This is a genomic window from Brachybacterium atlanticum (genome assembly GCF_025669985.1).
GTDB lineage: Bacteria > Actinomycetota > Actinomycetes > Actinomycetales > Dermabacteraceae > Brachybacterium > Brachybacterium conglomeratum.
This window is the reverse complement of record NZ_JAKJJW010000004.1, coordinates 1-23,899: the sequence shown is the minus strand read 5'-3', so window position 1 is coordinate 23,899 and position 23,899 is coordinate 1. Positions and strand designations below refer to the sequence as shown.

The window sequence follows — 23,899 nt, the reverse complement described above, 5'->3', positions numbered from 1 at the left end:
CCCATGAGCGAGAACGGAACGGACGGGTCGATCTACTTCCCCGAGCGCCTCCACAGCGCCGACGAGCACCTCGCGTGGTGGTCCACCGTGCCCGTTCCCGACGAAGTCCTGCAGGCCGTCATGGACGACTACAGCAGCAGCCGCGCGGTCACGATCAACTCGGTGGTCCCTGACTTCGTGAAGCCGGTGAAGCAGCCCGGCTGGAGCCAGGCCGAATACGAGGCCCGCACTCGAGAGAAGGCCGAGGAGTACAACCAGAGCCTGCGCCGGTGGAAGGAACACGTCCCCGAGAAGCTGGATCGGTTCGCCGTCCGCGACGCCGTCCGCACCCACCTCGCCTGGACCTACCGCCACACCCTCCCCACCGACGAACAGACCAAGGTCGAGCAGACGCAGCTGACTGTCGGCGACTTCCGCGGCACCCCCGCTGAGATTTCTACGCGCTACGCCATGCCCGGCTTCACCGCCCGACACCCCGAAGCGTTCACCCGTCTCCCCGACGACAACGCCGCAGTGCGGAAGCAGCTCGCCGAGCTCCGCGCCCAGATCGACGCCGTCGACACCACCACCAAGAAGATGTACGTCAGCGACATGGTCGAACAGGGCTACTCCGCCGACCAGATCGACGCCGACCTCCGCGGCGAACGACCCGGCGCCCCCATCGGCGGACGCAAGGCACTGAAGAGCTTCAAGAAAGGCTGAGCTCGACGCGCCGCAACCGGGCTTCCACGCTAACGAGTGTTTGTGCGTGGGTACCGTAGGTCGATGACCACCACCCCATCGAACGGCCCGCGGAGCGTCGACGTCTTCGGCATCATGTCGAGCACTGCAGGCGGAATCGGGATTGCCCTCGCGCTGTGGGGACAAGTGGTGGTCGCCGAACGGTACGCCCGCCACGTGCAGAACGGGCATCCCGTCAGTTTCGATGGAATCGCTTCCGTTGCGCCGATACCCGGTTTCATCTGCGCCGTTCTCGCGCTCGTGCTCGGCGCATTCGGCCTCCGCACACGGCGTAGCCAGAGAGTGTGGGCGATCGCAGGCATCATCGCTGGTGTCATCGCCGTCGCGTGCACCGTCTCCGGGCTGCCAGTCAGTCTTCTACCGGACTACTCGACACCGAGGAACTTGTAAGCGTCGCCAGAGTCGGGTGGATTGCGTTCCGCTCCCTGGGCCGTCCTTTGGCTCATCCAGTCACCTCGGGGGTCGAGGGGTTGCTGCCCGAGTGCGCGCAGGCCTCGCTTCTCTCGTCATATGGTCTGCGCGCGAGAAGTTCAGCCCACCTGGTCAGGCCACGGACATGGGGCCCAGCTCGACGGGCATATGCACCTTCGTCAGCGCCCGCATCTTCGCCTGTGAAGGTTCGCGCAGTTCGATCGGCTGGCCAGCGAGGCGGGAGACCATGGCGGCGATCACGACGGCATCGGCGACGTCGTTGCCGGTGATCGTGGCCTGCTTGTAGGTTGCCGCGGCGGTGACGAGCACGAGGTCCTTGCCGACGTTGCCCTTGCCGGTCGCGTACATCATCCGCGACGGCGGGGAGACTTCGACGACGGGGACGCCGTGCGCCTCGAGTTGCCCGACGATCCACCACCACAGTCCGGAGCGGTCATGTACCTTGCCCGCGTTCCTCATCCCGTAGGCCGGGGACTCGATCCCGACGAGGTCGGCGTTGTCGACGAGGCCAAGGATCTTCGCCGCGAGCTGTTCCATCCGCTCGAAGCGAGAGCGGACTGTCTCCGTCCCTGCGGCGGGTGGCTTCGAGGCAACTGTCGCGGTCTCGACCCGTTCGGGGGAGCGGACGATGGCGACACCGGTGCTGGTGAGGGAGGGGTCGATGCCGGCGATGATCATGCCGCGTCCAGCTGCTCGTGGAGCCGCCGACTGTGGGTGCGGAGGCGTCGGATCCCGCGCTGCAGATCCGACTCGAGATCAACCGACTCGAGGTGGGCGCCGGCTTCTCGGGACGCGATCTCGATGCGCATGCGCAGTGCTCTGCCGATGGGGCTGATGGTCTCGTTGCCGTCGTAGCGGTTCCGCATCACCGCGTCCGGCACGTTGCGCACATCGACGCTGAGCGTCGGCCGGCCATGGTCGATGGTGATGACGGGGATGTAGCTCGGACCGGTCGGCAGGGACTCGTCCTGGCATCGCTCGGCGAACGTCTGCAGCAGCCTGTCCCGCATCTTCCGCGCCTCATCCAGGGACTGCGGCCTTTGTCCTGGCACGGGGCGCGGGGGGTGGCGCCGCGGGTGCTGCTGCATCCACACGGTGAGGGCGTGCTGCTGGGCCGCCGACTCGCACAGCGCCTCCACCTCGTACAGGTCATCTACGGCAATCCGTTCGGCGATCCCGCGTGCGAACCGGGCAGCGTTGCCAGGGTGGTGCGTGGCGAGGGCCGGGCTCAGCTCCGCGAACCGCGCCTCAGCCTCAACCGGGGTGAGCTCGTGCGTCTCGTACGCGAATTCGGCCAGGCGACGATGCACGACGTACGAATGGTCGGGGTCGCCGTTGATCAGGACCGTCGAGCCGTCATCGAGGGTGACGTGAGTGAGGGTGCCGTCGGCGTCGTGGTGTTCGACCGTGCCGTCGAGCAAGACCCGGTCGGCGATCGTCCCGTCCTCGTGGAACCTGGAGTCGGCGTCGGAGGTCGGGTACTCCCAGGAGATCCCGGTGTCCTCGTGATCCCAGTCGATGCTCGGATCCAGCGGGTCGATGGCCACGTCGGCGTCGGGGCGGGTGGTGGTGGCGAACTCGCCGCGATTGCCCTGCTCGCCGGTGTCGCGCTTGCGGGGCTTCGGGGTGTGCTCGGGCATGGTCCGCTCCTCATCCTCGTGTACGGGTCTCGCCGCGGCCAGTGGGCGAGCCGCCGCCCTCACAGGACAGGCGGGTCAGTCCCATTCGCGCAGCAGGAGCGCTCGGTGGAACTCGCTGAGGGTCTCGGTGACGTTCGTGGACAGGTCCTTGTCGCTGACGCCCTCGTAGCCGGTGTGCGTGAGCTCGAGCGTGTGCGAGGCCGAATCCCACCGCGCCTCACCCGGGAAGCCGAGCTCGTCACCGAACGTCTCGGGATCATCGCTGCATGCCTCGAGGTACGCATCGACCTTGGCGTCGTCGACGTCCTCGTCCCGGACCTTCCACGGCGCCGGCCCCTGCCGGTAGTTGGAGATCGGCAGCTGGTCCCGGTCGATCCGGATCGAGACGACGGTGCGGCCCTCGTCATCGAACCAGGATTCGAGATGCTCGACGAGGCGGAGGGTCCCCGGTGCGAAGACCAGGTCCCGCCCCGGCGTCTCGGAGACATGGATGGAGGCGTCGTCCCGGAGCGTGGTGGCGAACTGTCCGCCATTGCCCTGCTCGCCGGTGTCGCGCTTGCGAAGCTTCGTCGTGGCCATGCCCGTGCCCTCCTCGCGAAACGTCCCTGGACCCGTCGAGTGGGCGAACCACCCCCGCGGCGGGACACGGGAAAGCCCCTCGCACCCGCTGCGTGTGCGGGCCGAGGGGCCGGAAGGTGTTGGAGCGGTCAGGCGGCGGCGACCGAGCGCTGCCGGCCTCCGGTGAGGGCCCGAAGCTTCTCGGGTCGGAACCCTGACCAGTGATCACCATCGGCGATCACGACCGGGGCCTGGAGGTAGCCGAGGGCCTTGATCCTTGCCAGAGCTGCGGCATCCTCCGTCACGTCGACGAGCTTGTAAGGGACGCCGGCCTTGTCGAGGGCGCGCTTGGTCGCGTCGCACTGCACGCAGAGGGGTTTGGAGTAGACGGTGATGTCCATCGGGGGAGTCCTCACTTCCGGGGGCGGGCCCGCGGCGCCAGGTCTCTCCGGCACCGCGAAGGTGTGGACGGTGAAGTGGGCGGCGGATCCACGTTCTTGCCGCCCGGTTCGTTGTCAGCCGATGAGGTTCTGTCGCACCTGGATCATCGTGGCCGCGTCCTCGACGTCCTCGTGGGCTTCGATGAGGTTCTGCCAGTCGCGGCTGTACGCCCAGGTCAGGTGGGTCATGTGGCGGGATGCCATCACGCACAGCCTGCCGCGGGCGAGGTGGTGCTCGGAGACGGTGGACGCCGACGCGAGGGGGTCCAGCGCGATCACGGCATGCCATTGCCCGCCCTGCAGTCGGTCTGCGGTGCCGACGGTGATGCCGGGGTAGTGGCCCATGGTGGAGAGGAATCCGGCGATCCCGTTGACGGCCATGTTGTCCCCTGCCACGACACACACATCGCCCGGCGTGAGCGGACGGGACCCGTCGGTCGTCTCGACAGTCTTGCCGATGTAGGTGGCGGCCAGACGGGCGACCTCTGCATACAGGTCCACCGGATCCGGCTTGTCGATCTGTACGGCCTCGATCTCGTCGTGGCCGACGATGCGCCGGTCCGGGCGGGAAGAGGAGAAGGCGAAGTCGTACAGCGGGTCGATCGCATCGACCGTGCGCTGCCCGAGCCGGAACGAGGTCGGCAGGTGCGCCACCAGCGCCGACGGATGATGACGGAGTACGTCGGGGGCGCGTCCGTGCGGCGGGTAGGGACTGTCCTCGAACACGGTCGTGTCCGTCGTGATCACGGGGCCGATCTGGCCCGGGTCGCCGACCATCAGCACCTGCTCCGACCCCTTCGCCGACGCGACCAGGGACGCAAACGTCGACTGGTACGCCTCATCCACGATCAGCAGGTCGCAGGTGGTGGAGGTGCTCATCGCCATCGACGCCATGGTCCGCACCACAATGTCCCCGGCCTGCCCTTGGAATGCGCCGTTGCCGGGGGTGTGGATCGCCGAGCTCGACGCCTTGTCCACCCCATTCAGCGCGAGGACGACCGATGCCTGCTCGTGCACGTCCGCGAGGCGTTCAGCGACAGATGTGGCGGCTGCGCGGGTGGGGGCGGCGACGGTGACGGTCAGGTCCGTGTTCGCACCCAGCCAGAGTGCGGCGTTGACGAGAAGGGTGGTCTTCCCGGACCCAGGAGGGGAGTCGATGATCGTGACCCGGCGGCCGGAGACGGTCTCGTACAGCGCATGCGACAGCACTGACCCCGGGACCAGCGACCGCCACGACGGCACCTGTCTCGCGGTGGTGACCTCCTCGGGCGACGGCTCGACACGCGGGGCTTTTGAGGTGTCGATGCCGAGGGTGTTCAAGTCTGCCGCGCTCAAGGCCACGCCTACTCCTTCATCCGGTGATGCCGTCCCTCACCAAGTGGGCGAACCGAAAGAGCGGAGGGACAGAGAGCCCCGTCGTCTGAGCCCGGGGACATACTTGTGAGACCCGTTCCCGAGCCCTGGAGGCCCGTCATGGCCGCACCGACGCACCACGCGATCAGCTACATCGAGTTCGGGGTCACCGACCTCGCCGCCGCCAAGGCCTTCTACGCGGCAGCCTTCGGGTGGGAGTTCAACGACTACGGCCCCGAGTACTCCGGCATCCGAGCCGCCGATGGGGACGGCGAGATCGGTGGTCTGACCCCCGGCGCCGAGCCGAGCAGCGCCGGTCCGCTCGTGCTGCTGTTCTCCGGGGACCTCGATGCGACTGTCGAGGCCGTGAAGAGCGCGGGCGGCACGGTGGTCGCCGGGCCGTACGAGTTCCCTGGTGGTCGCCGCTTCGAGTTCACCGATCCCAGTGGCAATCGGCTCGGGGTCTTCGCCGACGCCTGACTCAGACCGAGACCCCGTTGACCGACACGGATGGCAGCACGGCTCCTTCGTCACCTACAAGCCGTCCGCGTCAGGTGGAGACCCCGTCGACCGACACGGATGGCATCCAGCCTGGTGTCGTGTCCGTGCCGTCCGAGGTGATCAGCGCGATCGTCGGGAACGTCGTGGCGGTGGTCGGCCAGTCCGTGCCGCCGTCCGTCGCGACGATCACCAGTTCCGGCACCTTCTCGTACATCTCCGGGATCGCGGCCAGGCCCAGGCGCATGTCCGTCCCGCCTCCCCCGGAGGCCGAGTGGAGCACGTCCGTCTCCGACAGGGCACGAGCCCTGTAGACCGCCGCGTCGACATCCAGGACGAACACCCGGTCCTCATGCACGCCGCACCGGGCCGCGATCTCGCGGATCTCCCGGGCGACTTCACCGAGTTCCTGGTCGCTCACCGATCCGGACGTGTCCCGGATGACCACGATGGTCGGGTCGGGGCGAGAGGTGCCGGGCAGGATGACCTTCCGGCCCCGGGACCCGTCCGGCATCCGCACCCGCACCGCTTGACGACGCGACGCCCGCGAGAACGACTTGAACACCCCTCGCGGCTTCCGCCGCACTGCCCGGCGCAGATACCCGCCGATCACGGTCTGCCACGGGATCACGGTCGGCGCCGTCACCTCGACCGCCCAGCGGACCAGGCGCCCCGCATCGGCTCCCTTGTCCTTGAGGATCTCTTCGGCGACCTGCTGCACGGCTGCGACGACCTCGAAGTCCTCCGCCGGGGGAGCCAGCAGATCCAGGTCCTCCCAGGTGCGGGTGAGGAATGCGAGCGACGCACGATCCGCCAGGTCCGTGCCGAGGGTCATCGCGCCGTTGAACAGATCCCCGGCAAAGTCATCGAGGGAGAACACGTGCTCCATGTCGGTGGCGTGGGCGCGACGGGCGAGGTCGTCGTAGTACTCGATGACGCTCAACCCCCGCTCCATCCCGATCGTCTCCGCCGTCGTCGAGACCGTCGAAGGGAAGCCGACGCCTGCGTCGTCGAGGTCGTCGTTCACGGCGGCATCGGCCGCCATGCGCCACAGATCGGGAGAGAGGGCCCCGTCGGCCTCGAGCTTCGCCACCGACAGGCCGTGATGGTCGAACATGACATGGAACATCAGGTGCACCAGCACCTGGCCGTTCTCGTCGTCGGTGAAGTCGCGGTCCATCGCGTCCACGTCGAGGAACACTCGCAGGCGGGGGTCGACGGCGCCGAGGGTCTCGATGCCCGGCACGTTCACGTACCGGGACGCGTACAGGATCGCAGCGGTGTAGGGGGCGCGCATCTCCGCGATCGCACGCCACACCGACAGGCGATCCTCCTGGTCGGGCGTGAGCTTCCGGGCGTGACCGGACATGCCATCCTCCTCCTGCTGGGGTACCCGCGAAGTGGGCGAAACCTGGCTCCGAGAGGACGGACCGCGCAGCTCAACCTGCGGCACGCGGCTGCTGCCAGCTGGTCGTGATCCGGGTCGACTGTCACCCCGACGCGTAGACTAGGCGCATGACGTCGCGACTGGAGCACTACATCGCCGAGGGCAAGACCCTCGATGCTGATGAGCGCGAAATCGCAGCCCTCTCCCTTCGACAGATTGACGAGGAGCGGCAGGCCGAGGTCGACGCCGCATGGGACGAGACGATCAACCGCCGGCTCGATGAGCTGCTCAGCGGAAAGGTCGAGGCAGTGAGTGGCCGGGAGACGATCGCGATCGCTCGAGCTCGCGCCGCTGCACGTCGCAAGTGACCCTCACCTGGCGTGACCATCCCGGAGCCCGCGCGGAGCTCCTGGAGGCGTATGACCACTACGCCGACATAGACGACGGCGCCTTGGGCGACCAGTTCATTGATGCCGTCGAGTCGGCGGCCGAGCTGATTCTCGGGTGGCCCGATGGCGCTCCGCCCTATCGCGGAGTCCAACGGGCACCGGCGGTTCGAAGCTGGCACCTCGGGAAGTTCCCGTACCGGCTTATCTACATCGTCCGCGCCGGCGAGGTATTTGTCCTTGCTTACGCCCACGAGTCCCGGAAGCCCGGATACTGGACGGAACGTCTCAGACACTGATATCGCAGGCCGTCGAGCGTCCCGAGGATCACCTCCAGGCACCGATGCTCCGCAGCATCGGGCCGAACGTCTCCTCCGCGGACGCGGGGATCGTCGCGCCCTGCGGGGCCCGGGACAGCAGCAGCCGTGCCGAGCGCAGGCACACGTCCTTCCGCCCCGTGACGGCGGCGCAGTGCATCAGGACGGCAAGGGCGTCGCGCCACACGTCCAGCGACCCCTGCTCGACCGCGAACATTGACACGGCACCCAGCACCGTCAACGACCTCGACGGATGGTGGTCGGTCCAGTCCTCACTGGTCGGGTCGTTCAGAACGGCTCGGAGGTCGAAGTCAGCCGCCTCGAGCCGCCACCGCATGAACGCGTCGCCAGCCACCGAACCCACCAGACCCCGCAGAGCAGTCGCCTGCACGTCCGTTGCGTCCTCGTCGATCCGCGACAGGACCCGGATCGCGTTGTCCCACGAGCGGGGTGAGGGCCACGCCCCACCCTCCCGCGCCGGATCCGTCGGCTGGTCGTGAATGTACGGGCGGTGCGCATCGAGGAACGCGAGCACCAACGACTTCTCCCGCGCCACCCGGTCCGTACGGGGATCGACGTCGTCGATGATGCGCTCGGACGTCGCGGGCCAATCTGCGGCCATGCCGTCCAGCCATGCCTGCCGGTCCAGCTCCCAGTCCAGGTGCAGCAGCCGGTTCGCGATCTGACTCGGCAGGTCGGACGAGGTGGCGTACCGCTCGGGCGGGTTGCCATCCAGCACGATCGCCACGGTCTCGGGCAGGTACGTGTTCTCGCCGACCTGGCGTTCCTGCAGGACGTTCATGCAGGCCTGCTGCACGTCGACCTCGCCCATGTTGAACTCGCTGAGCAGCAGCATGCCCTTGTCCGCTTCGATGAGTCGGTGGCCCCAGCCGGGGACCGCGAATTCGGTCGTCGTGACCGGGCCATCGTGGACGGTGGGGATCCCGCCGATGTCGGACTTCTCCTTGTGGGCGAGGATCACCGATTCAAGGTGGCGGTGCGAGGCGGTGGCGTAGTCGCGGATGAAGGCGCTCTTGCCGATGCCGGAGTCACCCTTCATGAGCACGGGGACGTTCGCGGCGATGCTCGCGCGGAACACTGCTTCCTGAGTGCTGACCATGCCCGAGCAGTGGGCGCGCATTCGCCCTGGTGGGACGGTCAGGGAGCGGTGGTCGCCATGCCCGCGAGGGCCAGTTCGGTGGGGACGAGCCGCTGGACCGGGTCGATGGGTGGGATGCCTCCGTCCCAGGGGGAGGGCTCCTTGTGGGAGAACCGCGGTGAGGCTCCGAATGGTGCCTCCACCAGGTAGATCTGCCGCCCGTACGCGGCGCGGAACGACCAGGAGCCCTTCGCGTCCGGGGTGACCTCGAGGATGAACTGGCCGTGGTCGTAGCCGAATCCAGTGACCTTCCCGCCGCGCAGGTCGGAGTCGGGGCTGGTGGGGTCGACGACCCACACGGTGGACGAGTTGCGGAACGGGATCGACCCTCCCGGGATGACGAGACGCTCGGTGGCGGTCTCGCGGGTGGGTCGCTCGGGGATCGCGGCGATCGTGCGGCGGGCGGCGAGGCTGTAAGGGCGGAGGGTCTCGTCGACAGCGCACAGGGTCCGCCACTGGTCCCCGAGGGCTTCCATCGCCACGAACGCCTGCGCGTCATTCAGCGGTCCTGGGAAGGCTCGGGCACGGGTGATCCGGTCGGACGCGGAGGAGATGCGAGTGCAGAGGGCGCCGTGGTTCGACGACCCGCGGATCGCAAGCCGATTCAGGTCGGTAAGGCCGGTGGTCGAGCGGGGGTCGGTGACGGTGAGGGTGCGGGCCCAGGCGCTGAGGTCGTCGGTGTCCTCGAACGGTGCCCAGTACCGGGCGGTGAGAGCGCGAGTGAGGATGGTGAGGGAGGAGAACCAGGGGGTCACGAGGGCGACGTCGAGGATCCGGCGGGCGGCGAGCACACTGTTGCGCTGGTCGATGGTCGTGAACCGCGCCTTCGAGAACGCCCGGATGACTAGACGCAGGTCCCGCAGGGTGGGCATCACGATCTCGCGACGCGACGGGGACTCGTTGTCGGTGTTCAGCAGGACGGCTGCGATCTCGTGGCCCTTCATCGGCCCGTCGGAGGTGCGGACCCGGGCCTTCTCGACCCACACGAACAGCTTCTCGCGCACGTGCAGGCTCGGCAGCGTCTCCGACATGCGGCGAATCGGGGAGCCGGTCCGGGCTGCCTCTTGTCGGCGCTGGGCTGCATAGTCGGCGGCCTTCATCGACCCGGTCGCGTTCACTCCGACTCCTCCGGGTCGACCAGCCACCCATCCGGGGTCAGGCATGCCCCGAGGACTGTGACGGCGAGGCCGCCGAGGGCGAGGAGGAACGAGGGCAGGCCGCTGTCCCAGAAGAACGCGACGCCCGCGGACACCAGTCCGAGCAGGACGGCCACCTGTGCCGGGATCCGCTCCCGCCGGGTGGGGGAGGGTCGCGGTGCGGTGGCCGTCTCGGGTGCGCTCATGCCCTGGAAGTGGGCGACCGGGTCTGCTGGTGGGACGGTCAGGAGACGGACGCCCGGCAGGCGTGCCGGGTGGCGGAGCCGTAGTAGCGGCCGCAGTCCTCGCACTGTAGGGCCACGTCGACGCTGGTGTTCCCGGCCCGGCGCACGTATCGGTTGTACGCCTTCCCGACCGACGACGACTCGGCGACACGGCCCCACGTCTCGGGATCCATGTTGTACACGTACGCACCGGACGGGTTGCTCTTCGAGGGCTGCATGACGATGGTCGCCTGCTGCGCCTCGGCGTTGTAGCCCATCTCCTTGATCCACGTCGACGCCGCACGCCGCGTATCCACGCCCTTGCCGGCGGCACGGTGCCGGTAGGTGGCGACGAGCTGCGCGGTGTGCTCCCTGGTCAGGGTGGGCCGGCGGGACTCGAGCGTCGCCCGCACAGACTCGGACACCTGCGCCTTTCGCTCCGGATCGAAGCCCGACGGCATCGTCACCTCGAACGACCGCCCCCGCTTCGACACCCGCACCGCAGACATCACCGAGTCCCCGTCCGGGCCGGTGTACTCGATCGGCATCTCGAACGGCCGCGACTCATCCCCGGTCTGCTCCGCGACCTGCCCCGCGAACCGTCGCACCGAGGCATGCGACGGCATCGTGATCGCATAGTCATCGCCCGTATAGGTGCGGCGCTGCGGACGGCCAGCATCCCGCCCGATCGTCGGCATCGCCCCCGAAGTGTCGGTGAGCTGGGTGGCGCGGTCCCACCACTGCGACGCCGACTGCTCCCGGCCATCGGTCCTAGCGAACCGGGTCTGCGGGACCGCGACTTCGGCTTCCTCGCGGGTGAGGGTGCCGAACTGGCCCTTGTTGCCCTGCTCGCCCGTGTCGCGCTTGCGGATCTTCCTGTCGCTCATGCCGCCTCCTCCTGATGGGTGTATTCACCAGGCAGAAGTGGGCGGCGCTCCCGTCCCCTCGCTCTCCAGCTCGTCGAGTGTCACCTGCATCTCGACCGCGAACTCCCGCGCCCTCGACTCGACCGCCTCGACGAACCGGAGCTCCGCGAGGCGACGCACGGCCGACAGGGCGGAGGGGTAGAACTGGTCACGGGCTCCGAGGACCCAGAGCGCGGACCGCTCCTCGGGCAGGATCGAGGCGGGGGAGCGCAGGAGCGTGCGGCGGAGCGCGTCCATGGCGGGACCACCGCTGAGTTCATCGGCCAGCAGATACCGGAGCGACGTGTCGGGCATGCCCCGGAGGGCATCGATGGGATCCGCCGAGTAGGTGGCTGACAGCCGCAGGCTCGGGCGGAGGACCGTGGCCAGCAGCCGGCCACGGCGCCGCGTCACGACCGAGCGCACCGAGTACGCCCGCAGCTCGGCGATCAGCCGGCACCGAAACTCCCGAGCCCCATCACCCGGCGGCACCAGCACCAGCAGATCTGGACCGCGCCGGTGGATCCGCACGAAGCAGTCACCACCGGCGGCTCTGTCGATCCGGTACGGGGGCGAGTTCGTGGACAGGGGGACGTGGATGGTGTCGCGGCGTGGGAGGGTCATGCTCCTGCAATGTGGGCGGGGCCAAGCATCCCTGCTGGTCCTGCAGGGTGCCCTGCGCACTTACCGTCGTCCCTCACGCGACTAGCGCCCGGGCTCGTCGGATGGAGCGGAGCGCGTCTAGCTGCCGGATCGAATCCCGGATATCCGCGAGTGCCCGATGTGCATCTGAGGGCACGAACCGGTCGCGCCAGGCGGTGATCTGCTGGTCGTAGCCGTCACGGAGCATCTCCTGTTCGATGCCGGACACGTCGATGGACCGGTAGTGCAGGCGGGAGAAGGTCTGCGGTGCGTGGCGGGCGAGGAAGCCGCGGTCGTGGGTGATCGAGTTTCCGCCGAGCAGGAACGGTCCAGTGTGTCCGGCGGTGAAGCGATCGATCGCTCCAGCGGCCAGGGCGTCCGCGGTCCGCGGAGCGTGCGCCTCCGAGCCCTCTATCGCGTCGATCAGCCCGTTCGCGGTGTGCATCTCGTGCACGAACGCATCCATCCGCTCGATCGCGGCGTGCGCCCCATCAGCCGGGGTGGTGACAATGTTGAAGGCGCCGAGCTCGGTGAGGTCGTTGCAGGTGACGACGACGGCGATCTCGAGCAGGTCATCGGTGGCGGGGTCGAGTCCGGTGGTCTCGGTGTCGATCCAGACGATCAGGTCAGGGTTCGCAGCAGGCAACAGGTTCCTCCTCGGTGGTCGTGGCGAGGGAGTGGGCGCTGTGGGGGTGTCGCGGGACGAGTAGCCCGGTGCGCAACGAGCCGCCGAGCGCAAGAAAGTTCATTAGGCTCGTCAGCAGGAACAACCGAAAGGCGAGGCATGGCAGATCTCTTCGTTTCGTACTCGTGGACCAGCGAAGCGCACAAGGACTGGGTACGGTTGCTTGCTTCATCGATCCAGGCTCTTGGACACGAAGTCCTGATCGATCGGGATGTGGACTACGGCAACGGCCTGACAGGGTTCATGCAGCGAGTCACCGAGTGTCAGCGCGTTCTGATTGTCGCCGATGACGAGTACGTGAAAAAAGCAGACAGTGTTCCAGGTTCTGGCGTTTGGAAAGAGAGCCAGGCGCTTCGCGAGGTTTACAACGAAAGGCCCGACGGGTGGCTCCTCGTCCTCTTGCGAGACAATCCTTCCCGGCACCTGCCAGCGTGGCTCCAGCCCTACGACCCTAAGTACATTTCATTCAACTCGGAGCGGGGTGCCGTGACGAAATGGGGCGAGGAACAGCTCGAAGATATCTGGCGTTGGATGGAAGGACTCTCTGCCAATCGTTCGCAAGAGGTTTCCGCAAAGGAGTTGCGTGAACGTGCTCGGCGACTCGAGTTGATCGAGATTTCGAGGGACCCGTCGAACTGGCGAAGCCCCCATCTCGAGGGTGAGGTCGACTTCGACTACGAGCACTCTCCCGGCAAAGGCTACACTTTCGGATTTGGACAGTATGAGTTCACGCTAGGGGTAAGTGGATGTAGCATCCGGAGCGTTTACGTGTATAGGGATCCCGTGAATATTTCTGCTGTTGGTATTGTATCCAACGAGGGCGAGAACGGGGACATCTCCCGGGATCTCCGCCCTGGACGATCGGTCACACCAGAGGTCGGACAACGGGTAGTTCTGATGAATCGACACGGGGCTCTTGCGACCGTCGACCTGCTCGACGTCACCGATGAACACAATGAGGTCGGTTATCGACCGGCGTCGATACGGTTCCGATGGAAGGTGTTTGTCGACGTTCAGGAGCCCGGGTCCACGTCGTCCTGAGTAGCAGCGCTCGCCCACAAAGGGAAATAGAACGGACCCGCGAGGGAAGCGCCGACCGGATTGGTGATATCGCGACAAGTCCGGCTAAATGGTGATTCACCCGGTCTGACGCGGAGTCCCGTGGCGGGGGAGTAGTGCCCACTGACCGGTCATCAGCCTCGGAACGGAGCCCCATGACCAGCACGCCACCGACCCACGCGGACCTGGCAACCGAGTCCGAATGTGCAAACTGCGGCACCCCTATGCGCCGTACCTGGACCGATGACCTCACCGACTACCGGTGGCGGGCCGTCGACGGATCCATCCGCGGCACCGCTGGGGACGTGCCGGCGGGCGCCCCAACAAGCATTCCGGAGCTGCTCGACCTGCTCGCCGCCCGCGGCGACATGCACACCTACTCCACCGTGCTCGCCCGCTACCAGAACGGGTACCTCGAGCTGCCGTGGGAACACCTGCACCGAGCCATCGAACCTGCCTCGAGGATCGCACCGGAGGACGTGCCGGATTGCCATGGGTGGCCGATGCGGGCAGCGCCGGACGCTTGGATCTGCCGGGTCGACGGGGAGCTCGTCGGCGGCCCGGAGCCGAGGAGGCGGAGATGAGCGCGATCATGGACGCCGCCTTCGAGACGTACCACGCGATGCGCGCCGACTTCGAGCACTACCGCCACAGCCGCTTCGTCCGCGCCCACACCGATCTCCGCGGCGAACTGCTGAACGCCACTGGCCGCGCAGCTCACATCGACCCACACTCCCTATTCCTGGGGCCGCAGGCCCGGGTCAACAGGTACGCCTCCGAGGAGCTTAAGGCCTGGTTCGCCGAGCATGGCCGGCTCACAGTCAAGGAGTTCGAGGCCCAGTGGTGGAATGGATACTCCGATGGATTTGGGCTGCAGGTCATCGCTGCGCTGGCCGAGACGGCCTGACTAGCTCGCCCGTCAGTGCCAGGTGAGACGGTCCTCCCCGTGACTGCCGATCCCCTCGAGCGCTACGCCGACCACCTCACTGCCGTGAGGATCGAACAAGCCGTCCACTCCGTCACCATCGGCTACCGACTCACCCTCACCGACGCACCACCCGTCAAGGTCACCTCCTGGCACAACGAGCCCATCCTCGAGCGATACACCGTCCGTATCCACGCAGGGTCCGACGAGCTGGTCTTGACTGTGGCGGAGTGGGGGAGCCGCACCGAGGAGATCGGCCCCTTTCTCCGACAGTGGATCACCGACCGTGCCCACCTCGAAAGGTCCAAGCTGCGCAAGGGCTGCCGACGCCCCGACCCGTACTGGGTCGCTGCCTGGCGTCGCGCACACCCATGGACTTGACGCGCAGCGACGCAACGTAATCCGCCCCGCCGCCAGCCATTGAAGGCCAGCTGGCGGGGCTGGTGAGGGAGGCGGACGGGGCCAGCCCCTCTCCGGACGACGAGCCGAGTCTCTACGGTCCGTCGAGACCCGAAGCCGAGGACTGAACACCCGGGATCGGATCTCCTTGACATCGGAGTGGGCGAGCCAGAACCCTCGCAGGACACAGTCGCCACGTAGGCCTCTATTCTCAAGGAGAGTCCTCAACCTCAGTAGTGTCGGTTGGGGGCAAGGATCTGATGATGCTGACTGTTTCTACGGACAACGCCACAACCTGCGCGAGCAGATCCAGTATATAGCGTGGATTACCAATCTCTCGCGACCATGCATTCGGGTCATTGACGATTCCAGAAACACTATCGGTCTTGATGTGGTAGCGTTCGATAATCCAATCGATGGCGGACTTCGTTCCGAGGCGATATTCGTGGGCTTCCATGGGAATGCCCGAAAGGCGAATATTTTCGTTGAATATGATCGAGGTCGGGTCGCTCTTTAGGCCGGCGCCCTTTTGTTCCGGTGTGGGGCGACCGTACTTCATTTTGGCTTCTCCGACAGCATAGAAATCGTACGGATCGGCTCCCGCAGGAGGTTCTGCATTAACCCCGTCAAGACGATGGGCTGGCGCCGACTCGTACCCGAGATGAAGCTCGGACAGCCTGCGGCCAGCGTTAGCGAACGCCCTAAAATCCTCGGCCATGGGGATGCGGGGGAGGAGCTTCCGTAGATCGCCTGCATATCTATGGCGGTAATCTTCCGCATGCAAGATTCCGTATGTATAGTAGAAGATATCGTCTTTCGATATCTGCTCGTAAGGATACCTCTGCCGGAAGAGAAGTAGCGCTTCGTCAGAAATATTGTCGATGCGACGATATCCATCCACCATGTCGCGAGCGTCTTGCGTTGCGTGCAGATTCAGCATTCCATCCTCGGTTCCGCTTGCTTCGTATCGGAACCTTGGCAGGAACTGCCCGCCCTCCGAGCCCCACATGTTTAGGTCTGGAATGGCGTCTATATGCAGTGCACTAAACGGCTTTGATGCACCGACGGCTGTGATGTAGATGCCATTATTATGGGTAGCGGCGGTCGGGAAGAGTCTATGTAGCTGATAGCGCTGATCATTTAGGACGTCATCAAAATAGACATGCTGCCTGTTGAATGGCCGGAACTGCGCGTGACGGAATCGCCCTGGGTCAAGCTCGATGGCATCGCCCCGGCGTATTGCCTTTTCAAGAGTGCGGCTCCATTTGATTTTTGATGGATCTCGAGTTAGCTGAGCGGCTGCGCCCCGTTCAAGGTTTTGGCGGTCGCTTTCGTATGTTGTCACCAGAAGTTGCAGCTGGCCATTGAGGGAGGCTCTATCCGACGAATACACCCAAGCCTGGCGCGCAGTATTGAGGCCATAGCAGTAAAGATTGAAGATTGAGGAATCTGCGTTGCGGTCTGCTGTTGGGGTGAAGCTTTGAAATTTATCACTCCGCATTTCGAGCCAATCGCCGTGCGCGTTGGGCTGAAGGCTATCGAAGTCAATGCCCTTGATGCTGGCTATAGTGGAAACATGCTGGAGCTTCTGCGCTCTATCGAGGCCGTCAGGCAACATTGCGTAAAGTAATCTCGGCTTGACTTCCTTGCGAGTTGAATTCTTAACCATAATAGTGATTGCTACCGTAGCTTGGCTCCCGGCACCAAAAATCTGTCCTCCCTCCCTCTTCCAGTCGGCTGAGCGCATGTTACCGCGTAGATTGTAAATGTAGACGCTGTCGAACTCGTTCTCGATGGACCGACGCATTCCGTCGGCGGACTTTGAGTCGAGCCACCCTCCGTTTGTCACAAAAGCTACAATGCCCCTGGTTTGTATGCGCAACGCGGCCCATTTGAAGGCTCGAATGTACGAATCATACATTCGGTTGCTGTTCGTTGCAGCCGAAAGTGCGACATAACTATCGCGAATCGCCCTGTCCAGTGCGGGATAGGAGTTGTTCGCGTTATCGTCGTTGGCGTTCCCTTGACCGAACGAGTACGGCGGATTTCCAACAATGACGGTGATTGGCAGCTTCCGCTGCCGTTCGATCCGTTCGTTGTTTACCGGGAATATGGATAGATCGGCCCGGTCGCCATCCTCGTAAGACTGGAATGTGTCCGTGAGTACGAGGCCCGGGAATGGTGCCGGTTCGAGACCGTGATCAACGGCGGCGTCTGCGTAAGTCGTCTCGATGTTCACCGCAGCGATGTAATAGGCTAGAAGTAGAAACTCATTGGCGTGCATCTCGGTCGCATACTTGCGTGCAAGATCGTGAGGATTGACCAACCCGAGCTGTAGCAGTCGAACCATAAAGGTGCCAGTGCCGGTGAAGCCATCAAGAATGTGCACCCCCTCATCGGAAAGGGACTGCCCGAACTCCTCCCGGAGCACGTCGTCGGCCGACCGGAGGATGAAGTCGACGATCTCCACCGGCGTGTACACGATTCCGAGTTTGTCGACAGTCTTCTTGAACGCCTTAGCGAAGAAGTTGTTATAGAGCTCGACCAGTACTTTCTGGCGACCCTCCGCATTGTTCACGCCGTCGACGCGGCGCCGTACAGAGTCGTAGAATCCCTCAAGCGTGGCGTTCTCAGAAGCGAGCGCGTGCTCGTCGAGTACCGCCAGCATGCCTTCCATCGTTTGAGCTACGGGATTATGAGCGGCGATGTCGTAGCCCTCGAACATGGCCTCGAAGACTGGCCTCGTGATCATGTGCTGAGCAAGCATCTCGACTGCCTGGGCTTCGGTGATGGAGTCATTGAGGTTGCCTCGCAGCCCGTCGAGGAAGGTGTCAAACCGCTCGCGCGTCTTCGCCGACGACCCGAGGAGAGCGTTGATGCGAGTGATGTGGCGCTCGGCAATCTCGGCGATGTCCGAGGCCCAGTCGGCCCAATAGGTCCTTTCGCCAACCTTCTTGACAATCCTCGCGTACATGGCATCTCGGAAGGTGTCGAAGCCTAGGTCGAAGCTCATCTGCTCGTGGTCTGGCGGAACCGGCTTGTCGGTGCCGTCGCCACTGCTGCCGTCGTCGGTCGGCCGGGGGGTGCCGTCGAAGATGCCAATCTTGTCGGGCTTCTTCTTGTTCAAATCGATTTGGTTGACCATCGCGTTGAAGCGGTCGTCATGTGAGCGCAACGCCTGGAGCACCTGCCAAACGACCTTGAAGTTCTTGTTATCGTTCAGAGCTTCCGATGGCGTCTGAGTTGCCGGGATGACCACTGGCAAGATTATGTACCCGAGCTTCTTCGCGCCAGTCGGATCCTTGCGCATAACACGGCCGACCGACTGCACGACGTCGACCTGCGAGTTCCTCGGGGACAGGAACATGACGGCATCCAGGGCGGGGACGTCGACGCCTTCGGACAGACACCGGGCATTGGTGAGGACTCTGCACGTATCGTCGCCGTGGTCCTTCTTTAGCCAGTCAAGGTCCTCGTTCCGACGGTGGATGCTCATCGTTCCGTCAACGTGCTTGGACTCAATCCTCAAGTCATTATTAACCTGTCGGGTCTCGTCCTCTAGTGCTCGCTCGATAAGAGCTGGAAACGCCTGAGCGGCGGTCGAGGACGTCTTAATGTCCTTCGCGAAGGCGACGGCGCGTCGCATAGAGGAAGGGTCATCGACTGGTTCCGTGTCGCCAAAGTTCTTCGCGAGTCCTTGCCAACAACCGAGCAGCTTGGCGGCGTCGTTGAGCTTAATTTCCCCATTCTGAGCCATCGTGGTCTGAAAGTGTTCTGCGACGTATTTCTCGTCAATCGTGAGGACGATGACCTTGTAATCCGTGAGCAAGTTCTGCTCGACTGCCTGACCGAACCCGAGACGGTGCAACTCCGGGCCGTACTTTGTCTCGTCGGCCATGTTGGCGAGCTCGGCGTTGTTCTCGACTGCTTTCTTACTTACGGCGTCGTCGAACACTCGCGGAGTGGCCGTCATGTACAGCCGCTTGCGAGCCCGGAGGAACGCTTCATCGTGGACCTTTACGAAGTGTGACTCGTCCTGTCCAGCCAGGGTCACGCCAGTCGTCCGGTGCGCTTCGTCGCAGATCACCAGGTCGAAGTCGCCGAGCCCGAGCTTCTGGGCTTGCGAGATCACGTCTATCGACTGGTATGTCGAAAAGACGACGGTCATGCGCCCCTTTGCCCGCCGGCCGACGCGCATCCGCTCGACCAGAACACTGGGGTTGGTCGTGGCCGGTTCGGTGAGGTCCACGGTGGACAGGTCGCCAGAGTCGTCAGCTTTCCGGCCTACGCGTACGTCTGAGCAAACGGCAAAGGGTCGGATGTTAAGCTCGGACTGGGCCATCCACTCCCGCAGCGACTGCGACAAAAGCTGAAGCGAAGGAACTAGGAACAACACTGTCCCGCCCTCGCCGACGAGGTCCTCGGCGATCTTCAGCGAGGTGAAGGTCTTACCGGTTCCGCAGGCCATGATGAGCTTGCCACGGTCATTCTCGGTGAGCCCTTTCCGGACATCGTCCATTGCGGCCTTTTGGTGACGTCTCGGTTGGTGCGCAGTGGCGAGCTCGATCTGCTCGGGTCGCGTCCAGGAGTACTTGGACCAGTCGACCCTTGCATCGTCGAGGAGGCTGACGTCGATGCGCTGCGCAACCCCGGCGAGCGTCGCCTCAGCGTTGTTGCCCCACCCGGCGGCGGTATCGAAGACGTAGCGCTCGGTCCACTTCGAGCCGGCCGACGCGGAGATGAACGAATCGATGTCGGCCTTGGCGACGTGGCGCCCCGCCTCATAGAACTTGCACTGGATGGCTGCCAGGCCCTGTCCGTCTCGAAGCTCGGCGACGATGTCGATGCCGGTGTCCCTTAGCGCGCCCCGGTCCGGCCACTCAGACCAGAGCCAAACGTTCTCGAAGCGTGCCGTCCACTCCGGTTCGGTAGTGAGGTAGGCCTTGATCAAACGCTCGAACCGATCCCCCTTGTCGCGCTGGTCCAGCGCCGTAACGCGCAACTCATCGAGCAGGTCATGAATCGAGACAGACATGGGAGCAGTATCTCAGTCCACTGCGCCCTTGGGGCCCGATCGCGCGTTGACGTGCCATGACGATGCGGTCGCCTCCCGCCTCCCCGCTTGATGCTCCACTCTGGGCGGCGCGAGTACGCTGGATGCACTCGACGACGGGAGTCTGTGATGTGCAGTCGATTCACGTTGCAGTGGGATCTGAGAATTATTGAACAGATGCAACAGTGATCCGCGGCTGCCCATCGAGCAACCCAGGTCTCGCCCTTGGCTTACATGTGCGTGGTGCTGGTGGCGCGGGGTGTGAAGGCGGTTCCCACGCTCGACACGGGCAGGTGGGCAGGTGTGGTACTGGCCCTAATCTGGATCGCGTTCCCTTCAGTGCGGTACGCGCATCACGAGGTGTGCCTCGGGCGCGGGCGCCAAGGTTCGCCCGAGGTGCTGGGAGCGTCATCACGGTGGGGCAAACTGAGGACATGAGCCAGAACAACGATCGCCAGCAGCTACTGCACATCGGTGCGGTCGCTGAGCGCACGGAGCTCAGCCTGCGGACGCTGCGACACTACGACGAGATCGGTCTGGTCAACCCGTCCGAGCGCAGCGAGGGAGGGTTCCGGCTCTACTCCGAAGCCGACGTCGAGCGGATCCTGCTGATCCGTCGCATGAAGCCGCTGGACTTCACGCTCGAGCAGATGCGCGAGCTGCTCGACGTCACCCACGATGTCGCCCAGCCCGACGCGCCGCTCGAAGCAAGGCAGAAGCTGCACGAGATCGAGGCCATCGCGATCGAACGACGCAGCGCGCTGGAGAAGAAGGTCGCGATGGCCGATGAGTTCCTCTCGCGTCTCCGCGACCTCTCGACCCCCGCTCACCAGGACGATGCAGGGGAGCGCGAGGCCTGACGCGAGGGTGGTCTGTGACGCAGAACTCGTATTCACGAGGTAAAAGCTAACGTAACGTGAGGGTTGGCCTTTGGGTCCCTCACGGAAACGTTCCGTGCCGCCGGGGCCCATCCCTCTCATCTCGCTAGGACTCCCCCGTGACTTCCCTCAGCACTGCGCCCGTCGACAGTGGACCCCAACACTCCCAGCAGGAGCCGGACACCGTTCTCTCGGCCCTGCGCAATCCCCGCCGGCTCAAGACCGAGGTCCTCGCTGGTCTCGTCGTTGCTCTCGCCCTGATCCCCGAGGCGATCTCCTTCTCCATCCTCGCCGGCGTCCCCCCGCAGGTCGGGCTGTTCTCCTCGTTCGTCATGGCGGTCACGATCGCGTTCGTCGGTGGCCGGCCCGCGATGATCTCCGCCGCCACCGGCGCGATCGCCCTGGTGATCGCGCCCATCGCCCTTGAGTACGGGCTCGATTACTTGATCGCGACCGTGATCCTCGCCGGGGTTCTGCAGGTCGTCCTGGCGCTGCTCGGCGTGGCGAAGCTGATGCGGTTCATCCCGCGCAGCGTGATGACCGGCTTCGTCAACGCCCTGGCGATCCTCATCTTCACCGCCCAGCTGCCTCACCTCTTCGGTGAGGACATCCCCTGGATCGTCTACCCCCTGGTGCTGGCGGGCTTGGCGATCATGGTCCTCGTCCCGCGCCTGACCACCGTGGTCCCCGCGCCCCTGATCGCGATCGTGCTGCTGACCGGCGCTGTGCTGGTCAGTGGATGGAAGCTGCCCAATGTCTCCGACCAGGGCGAGCTGCCCGAATCGTTGCCGTCCCTGTTCATCCCCAACGTGCCCCTGAACCTCGAGACGCTGCAGATCATCGCCCCCTACGCCTTCGCGATGGCGATCGTGGGAATCATGGAATCGCTTATGACCGCCAAACTCGTCGACGACATCACCGACACTCACTCCAAAAAGACCCGCGAGTCCTGGGGGCAGGGCATCGCGAACATCGCCTCCGGGTTCTTCGGCGGCATGGGCGGCTGCGCCATGATCGGCCAGACCATGATCAACGTGAAGCAGTCCGGAGCCCGCACCCGGATCTCCACCTTCCTCGCCGGCGTCTTCCTGCTGATCCTCGTCCTGGCCCTGGGAGACATCGTCGGCCTGATCCCGATGGCAGCCCTGGTCGCCGTGATGATCATGGTCTCCGTCGCCACTTTCGACTGGCACAGCATCCGGCCCTCCACCCTGCGCCTGATGCCCTGGTCCGAGACCGCCGTCATGCTGGTCACCGTCATCGCCACCGTCGCCACCCACAACCTCGCCATCGGCGTGGTCCTCGGCGTGATCACGGCGATGATCCTGTTTGCCCGCCGCGTCGCCCACCTGGTGCACATCGAGAAGGTGTGGGAAACCGACGTCAACAGCGATGGCGCCATCGACATTCGCCGCTACGCCGTCAAGGGTCAGCTGTTCTGGGCCTCCAGCAACGATCTGGTCTACCAGTTCGACTACGCCGGAGATCCCCAAACCGTGATCATCGACCTCACCGCCGCCGACGTCTGGGACGCCTCCACTGTCGCCGCCCTCGACGCCGTGCAGACCAAATACACCGCCCGCGGCAAGGAAACACGCATCATCGGGCTCGACGGCGCCAGCCTCGAGCGCTTGGAGCGCCTCTCCGGCAAACTCGGCGACGAGCACTAAGCAACCCGTAGGTTCGGCACGAATTCCGGATGCGCCCTGTAGGGGATGCATCAATGATGCAGCAGATGCAATACTGTCCCGATGGTCCACGAACATCCCGGAGTGTCTCCGCTTCGACGGCTCGGCAACGTGCGCGCGCTGGACGAGAAGCAGTTCGTGCTTGACGCGATGCTCTCGGGGTGGAGTGATCAGCAGGCCAGCAGGGCGCTCTCGTGGCAGACGATCGCGAGCCGGGCACAAGTTGTGCGGCGGTTTGGGGAGTTCACGGGTCGGTATCCGTGGGAGTGGTCGCCGGGCGATTTGGAGGACTTCACCACGCAGGCGAAGTCGCGTCCCCATCCAGCGGCGCGATCAACGATCCGCGGGTATCACACGATCATTCGCCTGTTCTGCGACTACCTCACCGACGCACGGTACGAGTGGGCAACGGAGTGCGAGGAACGCTTCGGATCGACGCCTCAGCAGATCTGTCACGAGTGGAACACGGCTACTCATCTACTCGACTACGAAGGGCGCGCGGAGCGGCGCGCCCTCACCTACGACGAGCTGGAGCAGTTCTTCACCGCAGTCGACGAACGGGTCGAGACCATCGTTCACCGCGGCCGGAAGGGAGCTCTCTCGGCGCTCCGAGATGCCCAGATCTTCAAGACGATCTATGCCTACGGGCTGAGGCGGGCGGAAGCCACCGGACTGGACGTGGCAGATCTGCGACCCAACGGCGCGGCTCCACGGTTCGGGCGATTTGGAGCTGTCGATGTGCGGTGGGGAAAGGGGTCCCACGGATCCGGACCTCGCCGGAGATCAGTGTTGACCCTGCCCGAGCTGGGCTGGATCACCGACGGCCTCGCGCAATGGATCGACGCGGCTCGCCCACGGTTCACCGACTCGGCATCGGGGCCGCTCTGGCCAACCGAGCGAGGCAGCCGGGTGTCGCCGCGCTACATTGATCTGCGGTTCGCCGCGATCCGCGACCAACTGGAATGGCCGGCCGAGCTAAGCGTGCACGCGCTGCGACACACCTACGTCACCAACCTCATCGAGTGGGGCTATGCGGAGAAGTTCGTCCAGGACCAAGTAGGGCATGCCTATGCCTCGACCACGGCGATCTACACCTCCGTGGGCGACGATTACAAGAACCGGATGATCGCCAAAGCGCTCTCTCGTGTCTATGGAGGACCTGATGACACCACCCAGTGATGACACTCCGATCACCTGGCAGCTTCGCCAGGTAATGGCTGCCGCGGGGATGTTCCAAACCACCGACCTCATCGAGCCACTGCGCTCCCAGGGAGTGCAACTCTCACGGGAGCAAGTCTTCCGCCTTGTGACCAAGACTGAATATTCGGCGTGTTGAGCACCGGTGGTGGTCCCGTTCGGCGCCACCTTGTCGGGGGCGTGATCGTGGTGCTCAG

General features: G+C 65.0%; 25 protein-coding genes. 12 read left to right on the top strand and 13 right to left on the bottom strand.

The annotated features are described in order from the left end of the window. Positions 1-3: 3 nt before the first annotated feature. Together L3K22_RS02825 and L3K22_RS02820 are read left to right on the top strand one after the other, a co-directional pair. Positions 4-702 carry a hypothetical protein gene (locus L3K22_RS02825; RefSeq protein WP_263310043.1) on the top strand — a complete coding sequence of 233 codons (699 nt, stop codon included), beginning with the start codon at positions 4-6 and terminating at the stop codon, positions 700-702. A gap of 63 nt (positions 703-765) precedes the next feature. Continuing rightward, complete coding sequence (locus L3K22_RS02820) at positions 766-1,131, top strand: hypothetical protein (RefSeq protein ID WP_263310042.1); 366 nt, start codon at positions 766-768, stop codon at positions 1,129-1,131. Positions 1,132-1,284: 153 nt separating this feature from the next. Here the strand turns inward: L3K22_RS02820 and L3K22_RS02815 are convergent, their stop codons facing one another. The 5 genes from L3K22_RS02815 to L3K22_RS02795 all read right to left on the bottom strand — a co-directional run bounded on the left by L3K22_RS02815 (position 1,285) and on the right by L3K22_RS02795 (position 5,146). Further along, positions 1,285-1,851 carry a hypothetical protein gene (locus L3K22_RS02815; RefSeq protein ID WP_263310041.1) on the bottom strand — a complete coding sequence of 189 codons (567 nt, stop codon included), beginning with the start codon at positions 1,849-1,851 and terminating at the stop codon, positions 1,285-1,287. Further along, positions 1,848-2,813, bottom strand: a complete 966-nt coding sequence (locus tag L3K22_RS02810) for a hypothetical protein (RefSeq protein WP_263310040.1) — start codon at positions 2,811-2,813, stop codon at positions 1,848-1,850. The genes L3K22_RS02815 and L3K22_RS02810 overlap by 4 nt, the downstream gene beginning before the upstream one ends. 75 nt (positions 2,814-2,888) lie before the next feature. Continuing rightward, positions 2,889-3,392, bottom strand: coding sequence for a hypothetical protein (locus L3K22_RS02805; protein ID WP_263310039.1), 504 nt, complete (start codon positions 3,390-3,392; stop codon positions 2,889-2,891). 128 nt (positions 3,393-3,520) lie between these two features. Then, a complete protein-coding gene (nrdH, locus tag L3K22_RS02800; protein WP_263310038.1) occupies positions 3,521-3,772 on the bottom strand; it encodes a glutaredoxin-like protein NrdH in 252 nt (83 codons plus the stop codon). 114 nt (positions 3,773-3,886) lie between these two features. Continuing rightward, a complete protein-coding gene (locus tag L3K22_RS02795) occupies positions 3,887-5,146 on the bottom strand; it encodes an AAA domain-containing protein (RefSeq protein ID WP_263310037.1) in 1,260 nt (419 codons plus the stop codon). Between the two features lie 138 nt (positions 5,147-5,284). Between L3K22_RS02795 and L3K22_RS02790 the strand changes: the two genes are divergently transcribed. Further along, positions 5,285-5,644, top strand: a complete 360-nt coding sequence (locus L3K22_RS02790; protein ID WP_263310036.1) for a VOC family protein — start codon at positions 5,285-5,287, stop codon at positions 5,642-5,644. 70 nt (positions 5,645-5,714) lie between these two features. Here the strand turns inward: L3K22_RS02790 and L3K22_RS02785 are convergent, their stop codons facing one another. After that, positions 5,715-7,031 (bottom strand): vWA domain-containing protein, encoded by a 1,317-nt coding sequence (locus L3K22_RS02785; RefSeq protein WP_263310035.1) that lies wholly within the window; start codon positions 7,029-7,031, stop codon positions 5,715-5,717. 146 nt (positions 7,032-7,177) lie between these two features. Between L3K22_RS02785 and L3K22_RS02780 the strand changes: the two genes are divergently transcribed. Together L3K22_RS02780 and L3K22_RS02775 are read left to right on the top strand one after the other, a co-directional pair. Beyond that, positions 7,178-7,417: an addiction module protein gene (locus L3K22_RS02780; protein ID WP_263310034.1), complete on the top strand. Its 240-nt coding sequence runs from the start codon at positions 7,178-7,180 to the stop codon at positions 7,415-7,417. Next, the gene (locus tag L3K22_RS02775) at positions 7,414-7,734 is read left to right on the top strand and encodes a type II toxin-antitoxin system RelE/ParE family toxin (RefSeq protein WP_263310033.1); all 321 of its coding nucleotides are present in this window, start codon (positions 7,414-7,416) and stop codon (positions 7,732-7,734) included. The genes L3K22_RS02780 and L3K22_RS02775 overlap by 4 nt, the downstream gene beginning before the upstream one ends. 28 nt (positions 7,735-7,762) lie before the next feature. Here L3K22_RS02775 and L3K22_RS02770 read toward each other — a convergent pair whose 3' ends face one another. The 6 genes from L3K22_RS02770 to orn form a co-directional block, all read right to left on the bottom strand. Continuing rightward, positions 7,763-8,872, bottom strand: a complete 1,110-nt coding sequence (locus L3K22_RS02770) for a MoxR family ATPase (RefSeq protein WP_263310032.1) — start codon at positions 8,870-8,872, stop codon at positions 7,763-7,765. Between the two features lie 38 nt (positions 8,873-8,910). Next, positions 8,911-9,942 carry a hypothetical protein gene (locus L3K22_RS02765; RefSeq protein WP_263310031.1) on the bottom strand — a complete coding sequence of 344 codons (1,032 nt, stop codon included), beginning with the start codon at positions 9,940-9,942 and terminating at the stop codon, positions 8,911-8,913. A gap of 83 nt (positions 9,943-10,025) precedes the next feature. Next, positions 10,026-10,253, bottom strand: a complete 228-nt coding sequence (locus L3K22_RS02760) for a hypothetical protein (protein ID WP_263310030.1) — start codon at positions 10,251-10,253, stop codon at positions 10,026-10,028. A 38-nt stretch (positions 10,254-10,291) separates the two neighbouring features. After that, positions 10,292-11,158 carry a hypothetical protein gene (locus tag L3K22_RS02755; protein WP_263310029.1) on the bottom strand — a complete coding sequence of 289 codons (867 nt, stop codon included), beginning with the start codon at positions 11,156-11,158 and terminating at the stop codon, positions 10,292-10,294. Positions 11,159-11,182: 24 nt separating this feature from the next. After that, on the bottom strand, positions 11,183-11,800 hold the full coding sequence (locus L3K22_RS02750) for a hypothetical protein (RefSeq protein ID WP_263310028.1): 618 nt from the start codon (positions 11,798-11,800) through the stop codon (positions 11,183-11,185). Positions 11,801-11,873: 73 nt separating this feature from the next. Beyond that, positions 11,874-12,464, bottom strand: coding sequence for an oligoribonuclease (gene orn, locus L3K22_RS02745; RefSeq protein WP_263310027.1), 591 nt, complete (start codon positions 12,462-12,464; stop codon positions 11,874-11,876). Between the two features lie 138 nt (positions 12,465-12,602). Between orn and L3K22_RS02740 the strand changes: the two genes are divergently transcribed. From L3K22_RS02740 to L3K22_RS02725, 4 genes are all read left to right on the top strand, one after another. Further along, positions 12,603-13,544: a toll/interleukin-1 receptor domain-containing protein gene (locus tag L3K22_RS02740; protein WP_263310026.1), complete on the top strand. Its 942-nt coding sequence runs from the start codon at positions 12,603-12,605 to the stop codon at positions 13,542-13,544. A 173-nt stretch (positions 13,545-13,717) separates the two neighbouring features. After that, the gene (locus tag L3K22_RS02735) at positions 13,718-14,146 is read left to right on the top strand and encodes a hypothetical protein (protein WP_263310025.1); all 429 of its coding nucleotides are present in this window, start codon (positions 13,718-13,720) and stop codon (positions 14,144-14,146) included. After that, the gene (locus L3K22_RS02730; protein ID WP_263310024.1) at positions 14,143-14,469 is read left to right on the top strand and encodes a hypothetical protein; all 327 of its coding nucleotides are present in this window, start codon (positions 14,143-14,145) and stop codon (positions 14,467-14,469) included. Before L3K22_RS02735 ends, L3K22_RS02730 begins: the two co-directional genes overlap by 4 nt. A 39-nt stretch (positions 14,470-14,508) precedes the next feature. Next, positions 14,509-14,868 (top strand): hypothetical protein, encoded by a 360-nt coding sequence (locus L3K22_RS02725; protein WP_263310023.1) that lies wholly within the window; start codon positions 14,509-14,511, stop codon positions 14,866-14,868. Positions 14,869-15,097: 229 nt separating this feature from the next. Here the strand turns inward: L3K22_RS02725 and L3K22_RS02720 are convergent, their stop codons facing one another. Then, on the bottom strand, positions 15,098-19,921 hold the full coding sequence (locus L3K22_RS02720; protein ID WP_263310022.1) for a DEAD/DEAH box helicase: 4,824 nt from the start codon (positions 19,919-19,921) through the stop codon (positions 15,098-15,100). Positions 19,922-20,373: 452 nt separating this feature from the next. Here L3K22_RS02720 and L3K22_RS02715 point away from each other — a divergent pair, with 452 nt between their 5' ends. The 3 genes from L3K22_RS02715 (at position 20,374) to L3K22_RS02705 (ending at position 23,684) form a co-directional block, all read left to right on the top strand. Further along, positions 20,374-20,799, top strand: a complete 426-nt coding sequence (locus L3K22_RS02715) for a MerR family transcriptional regulator (protein WP_183376564.1) — start codon at positions 20,374-20,376, stop codon at positions 20,797-20,799. Between the two features lie 137 nt (positions 20,800-20,936). After that, complete coding sequence (locus L3K22_RS02710) at positions 20,937-22,487, top strand: SulP family inorganic anion transporter (protein ID WP_183376562.1); 1,551 nt, start codon at positions 20,937-20,939, stop codon at positions 22,485-22,487. An 81-nt stretch (positions 22,488-22,568) separates the two neighbouring features. Beyond that, positions 22,569-23,684 carry a tyrosine-type recombinase/integrase gene (locus L3K22_RS02705; RefSeq protein ID WP_183376560.1) on the top strand — a complete coding sequence of 372 codons (1,116 nt, stop codon included), beginning with the start codon at positions 22,569-22,571 and terminating at the stop codon, positions 23,682-23,684. Positions 23,685-23,899 lie beyond the last annotated feature (215 nt).

Coding starts and splice junctions, on each gene's coding strand:
- L3K22_RS02825 (WP_263310043.1), top strand. CDS start 4: ATGAGCGAGAACGGAACGGACGGGTCGATCTACTTCCCCGAGCGCCTC.
- L3K22_RS02820 (WP_263310042.1), top strand. CDS start 766: ATGACCACCACCCCATCGAACGGCCCGCGGAGCGTCGACGTCTTCGGC.
- L3K22_RS02815 (WP_263310041.1), bottom strand. CDS start 1,851: ATGATCATCGCCGGCATCGACCCCTCCCTCACCAGCACCGGTGTCGCC.
- L3K22_RS02810 (WP_263310040.1), bottom strand. CDS start 2,813: ATGCCCGAGCACACCCCGAAGCCCCGCAAGCGCGACACCGGCGAGCAG.
- L3K22_RS02805 (WP_263310039.1), bottom strand. CDS start 3,392: ATGGCCACGACGAAGCTTCGCAAGCGCGACACCGGCGAGCAGGGCAAT.
- nrdH (WP_263310038.1), bottom strand. CDS start 3,772: ATGGACATCACCGTCTACTCCAAACCCCTCTGCGTGCAGTGCGACGCG.
- L3K22_RS02790 (WP_263310036.1), top strand. CDS start 5,285: ATGGCCGCACCGACGCACCACGCGATCAGCTACATCGAGTTCGGGGTC.
- L3K22_RS02785 (WP_263310035.1), bottom strand. CDS start 7,031: ATGTCCGGTCACGCCCGGAAGCTCACGCCCGACCAGGAGGATCGCCTG.
- L3K22_RS02780 (WP_263310034.1), top strand. CDS start 7,178: ATGACGTCGCGACTGGAGCACTACATCGCCGAGGGCAAGACCCTCGAT.
- L3K22_RS02770 (WP_263310032.1), bottom strand. CDS start 8,872: ATGGTCAGCACTCAGGAAGCAGTGTTCCGCGCGAGCATCGCCGCGAAC.
- L3K22_RS02765 (WP_263310031.1), bottom strand. CDS start 9,942: ATGTCGGAGACGCTGCCGAGCCTGCACGTGCGCGAGAAGCTGTTCGTG.
- L3K22_RS02760 (WP_263310030.1), bottom strand. CDS start 10,253: ATGAGCGCACCCGAGACGGCCACCGCACCGCGACCCTCCCCCACCCGG.
- L3K22_RS02755 (WP_263310029.1), bottom strand. CDS start 11,158: ATGAGCGACAGGAAGATCCGCAAGCGCGACACGGGCGAGCAGGGCAAC.
- L3K22_RS02750 (WP_263310028.1), bottom strand. CDS start 11,800: ATGACCCTCCCACGCCGCGACACCATCCACGTCCCCCTGTCCACGAAC.
- L3K22_RS02740 (WP_263310026.1), top strand. CDS start 12,603: ATGGCAGATCTCTTCGTTTCGTACTCGTGGACCAGCGAAGCGCACAAG.
- L3K22_RS02735 (WP_263310025.1), top strand. CDS start 13,718: ATGACCAGCACGCCACCGACCCACGCGGACCTGGCAACCGAGTCCGAA.
- L3K22_RS02730 (WP_263310024.1), top strand. CDS start 14,143: ATGAGCGCGATCATGGACGCCGCCTTCGAGACGTACCACGCGATGCGC.
- L3K22_RS02720 (WP_263310022.1), bottom strand. CDS start 19,921: ATGTCTGTCTCGATTCATGACCTGCTCGATGAGTTGCGCGTTACGGCG.
- L3K22_RS02715 (WP_183376564.1), top strand. CDS start 20,374: ATGAGCCAGAACAACGATCGCCAGCAGCTACTGCACATCGGTGCGGTC.
- L3K22_RS02705 (WP_183376560.1), top strand. CDS start 22,569: ATGGTCCACGAACATCCCGGAGTGTCTCCGCTTCGACGGCTCGGCAAC.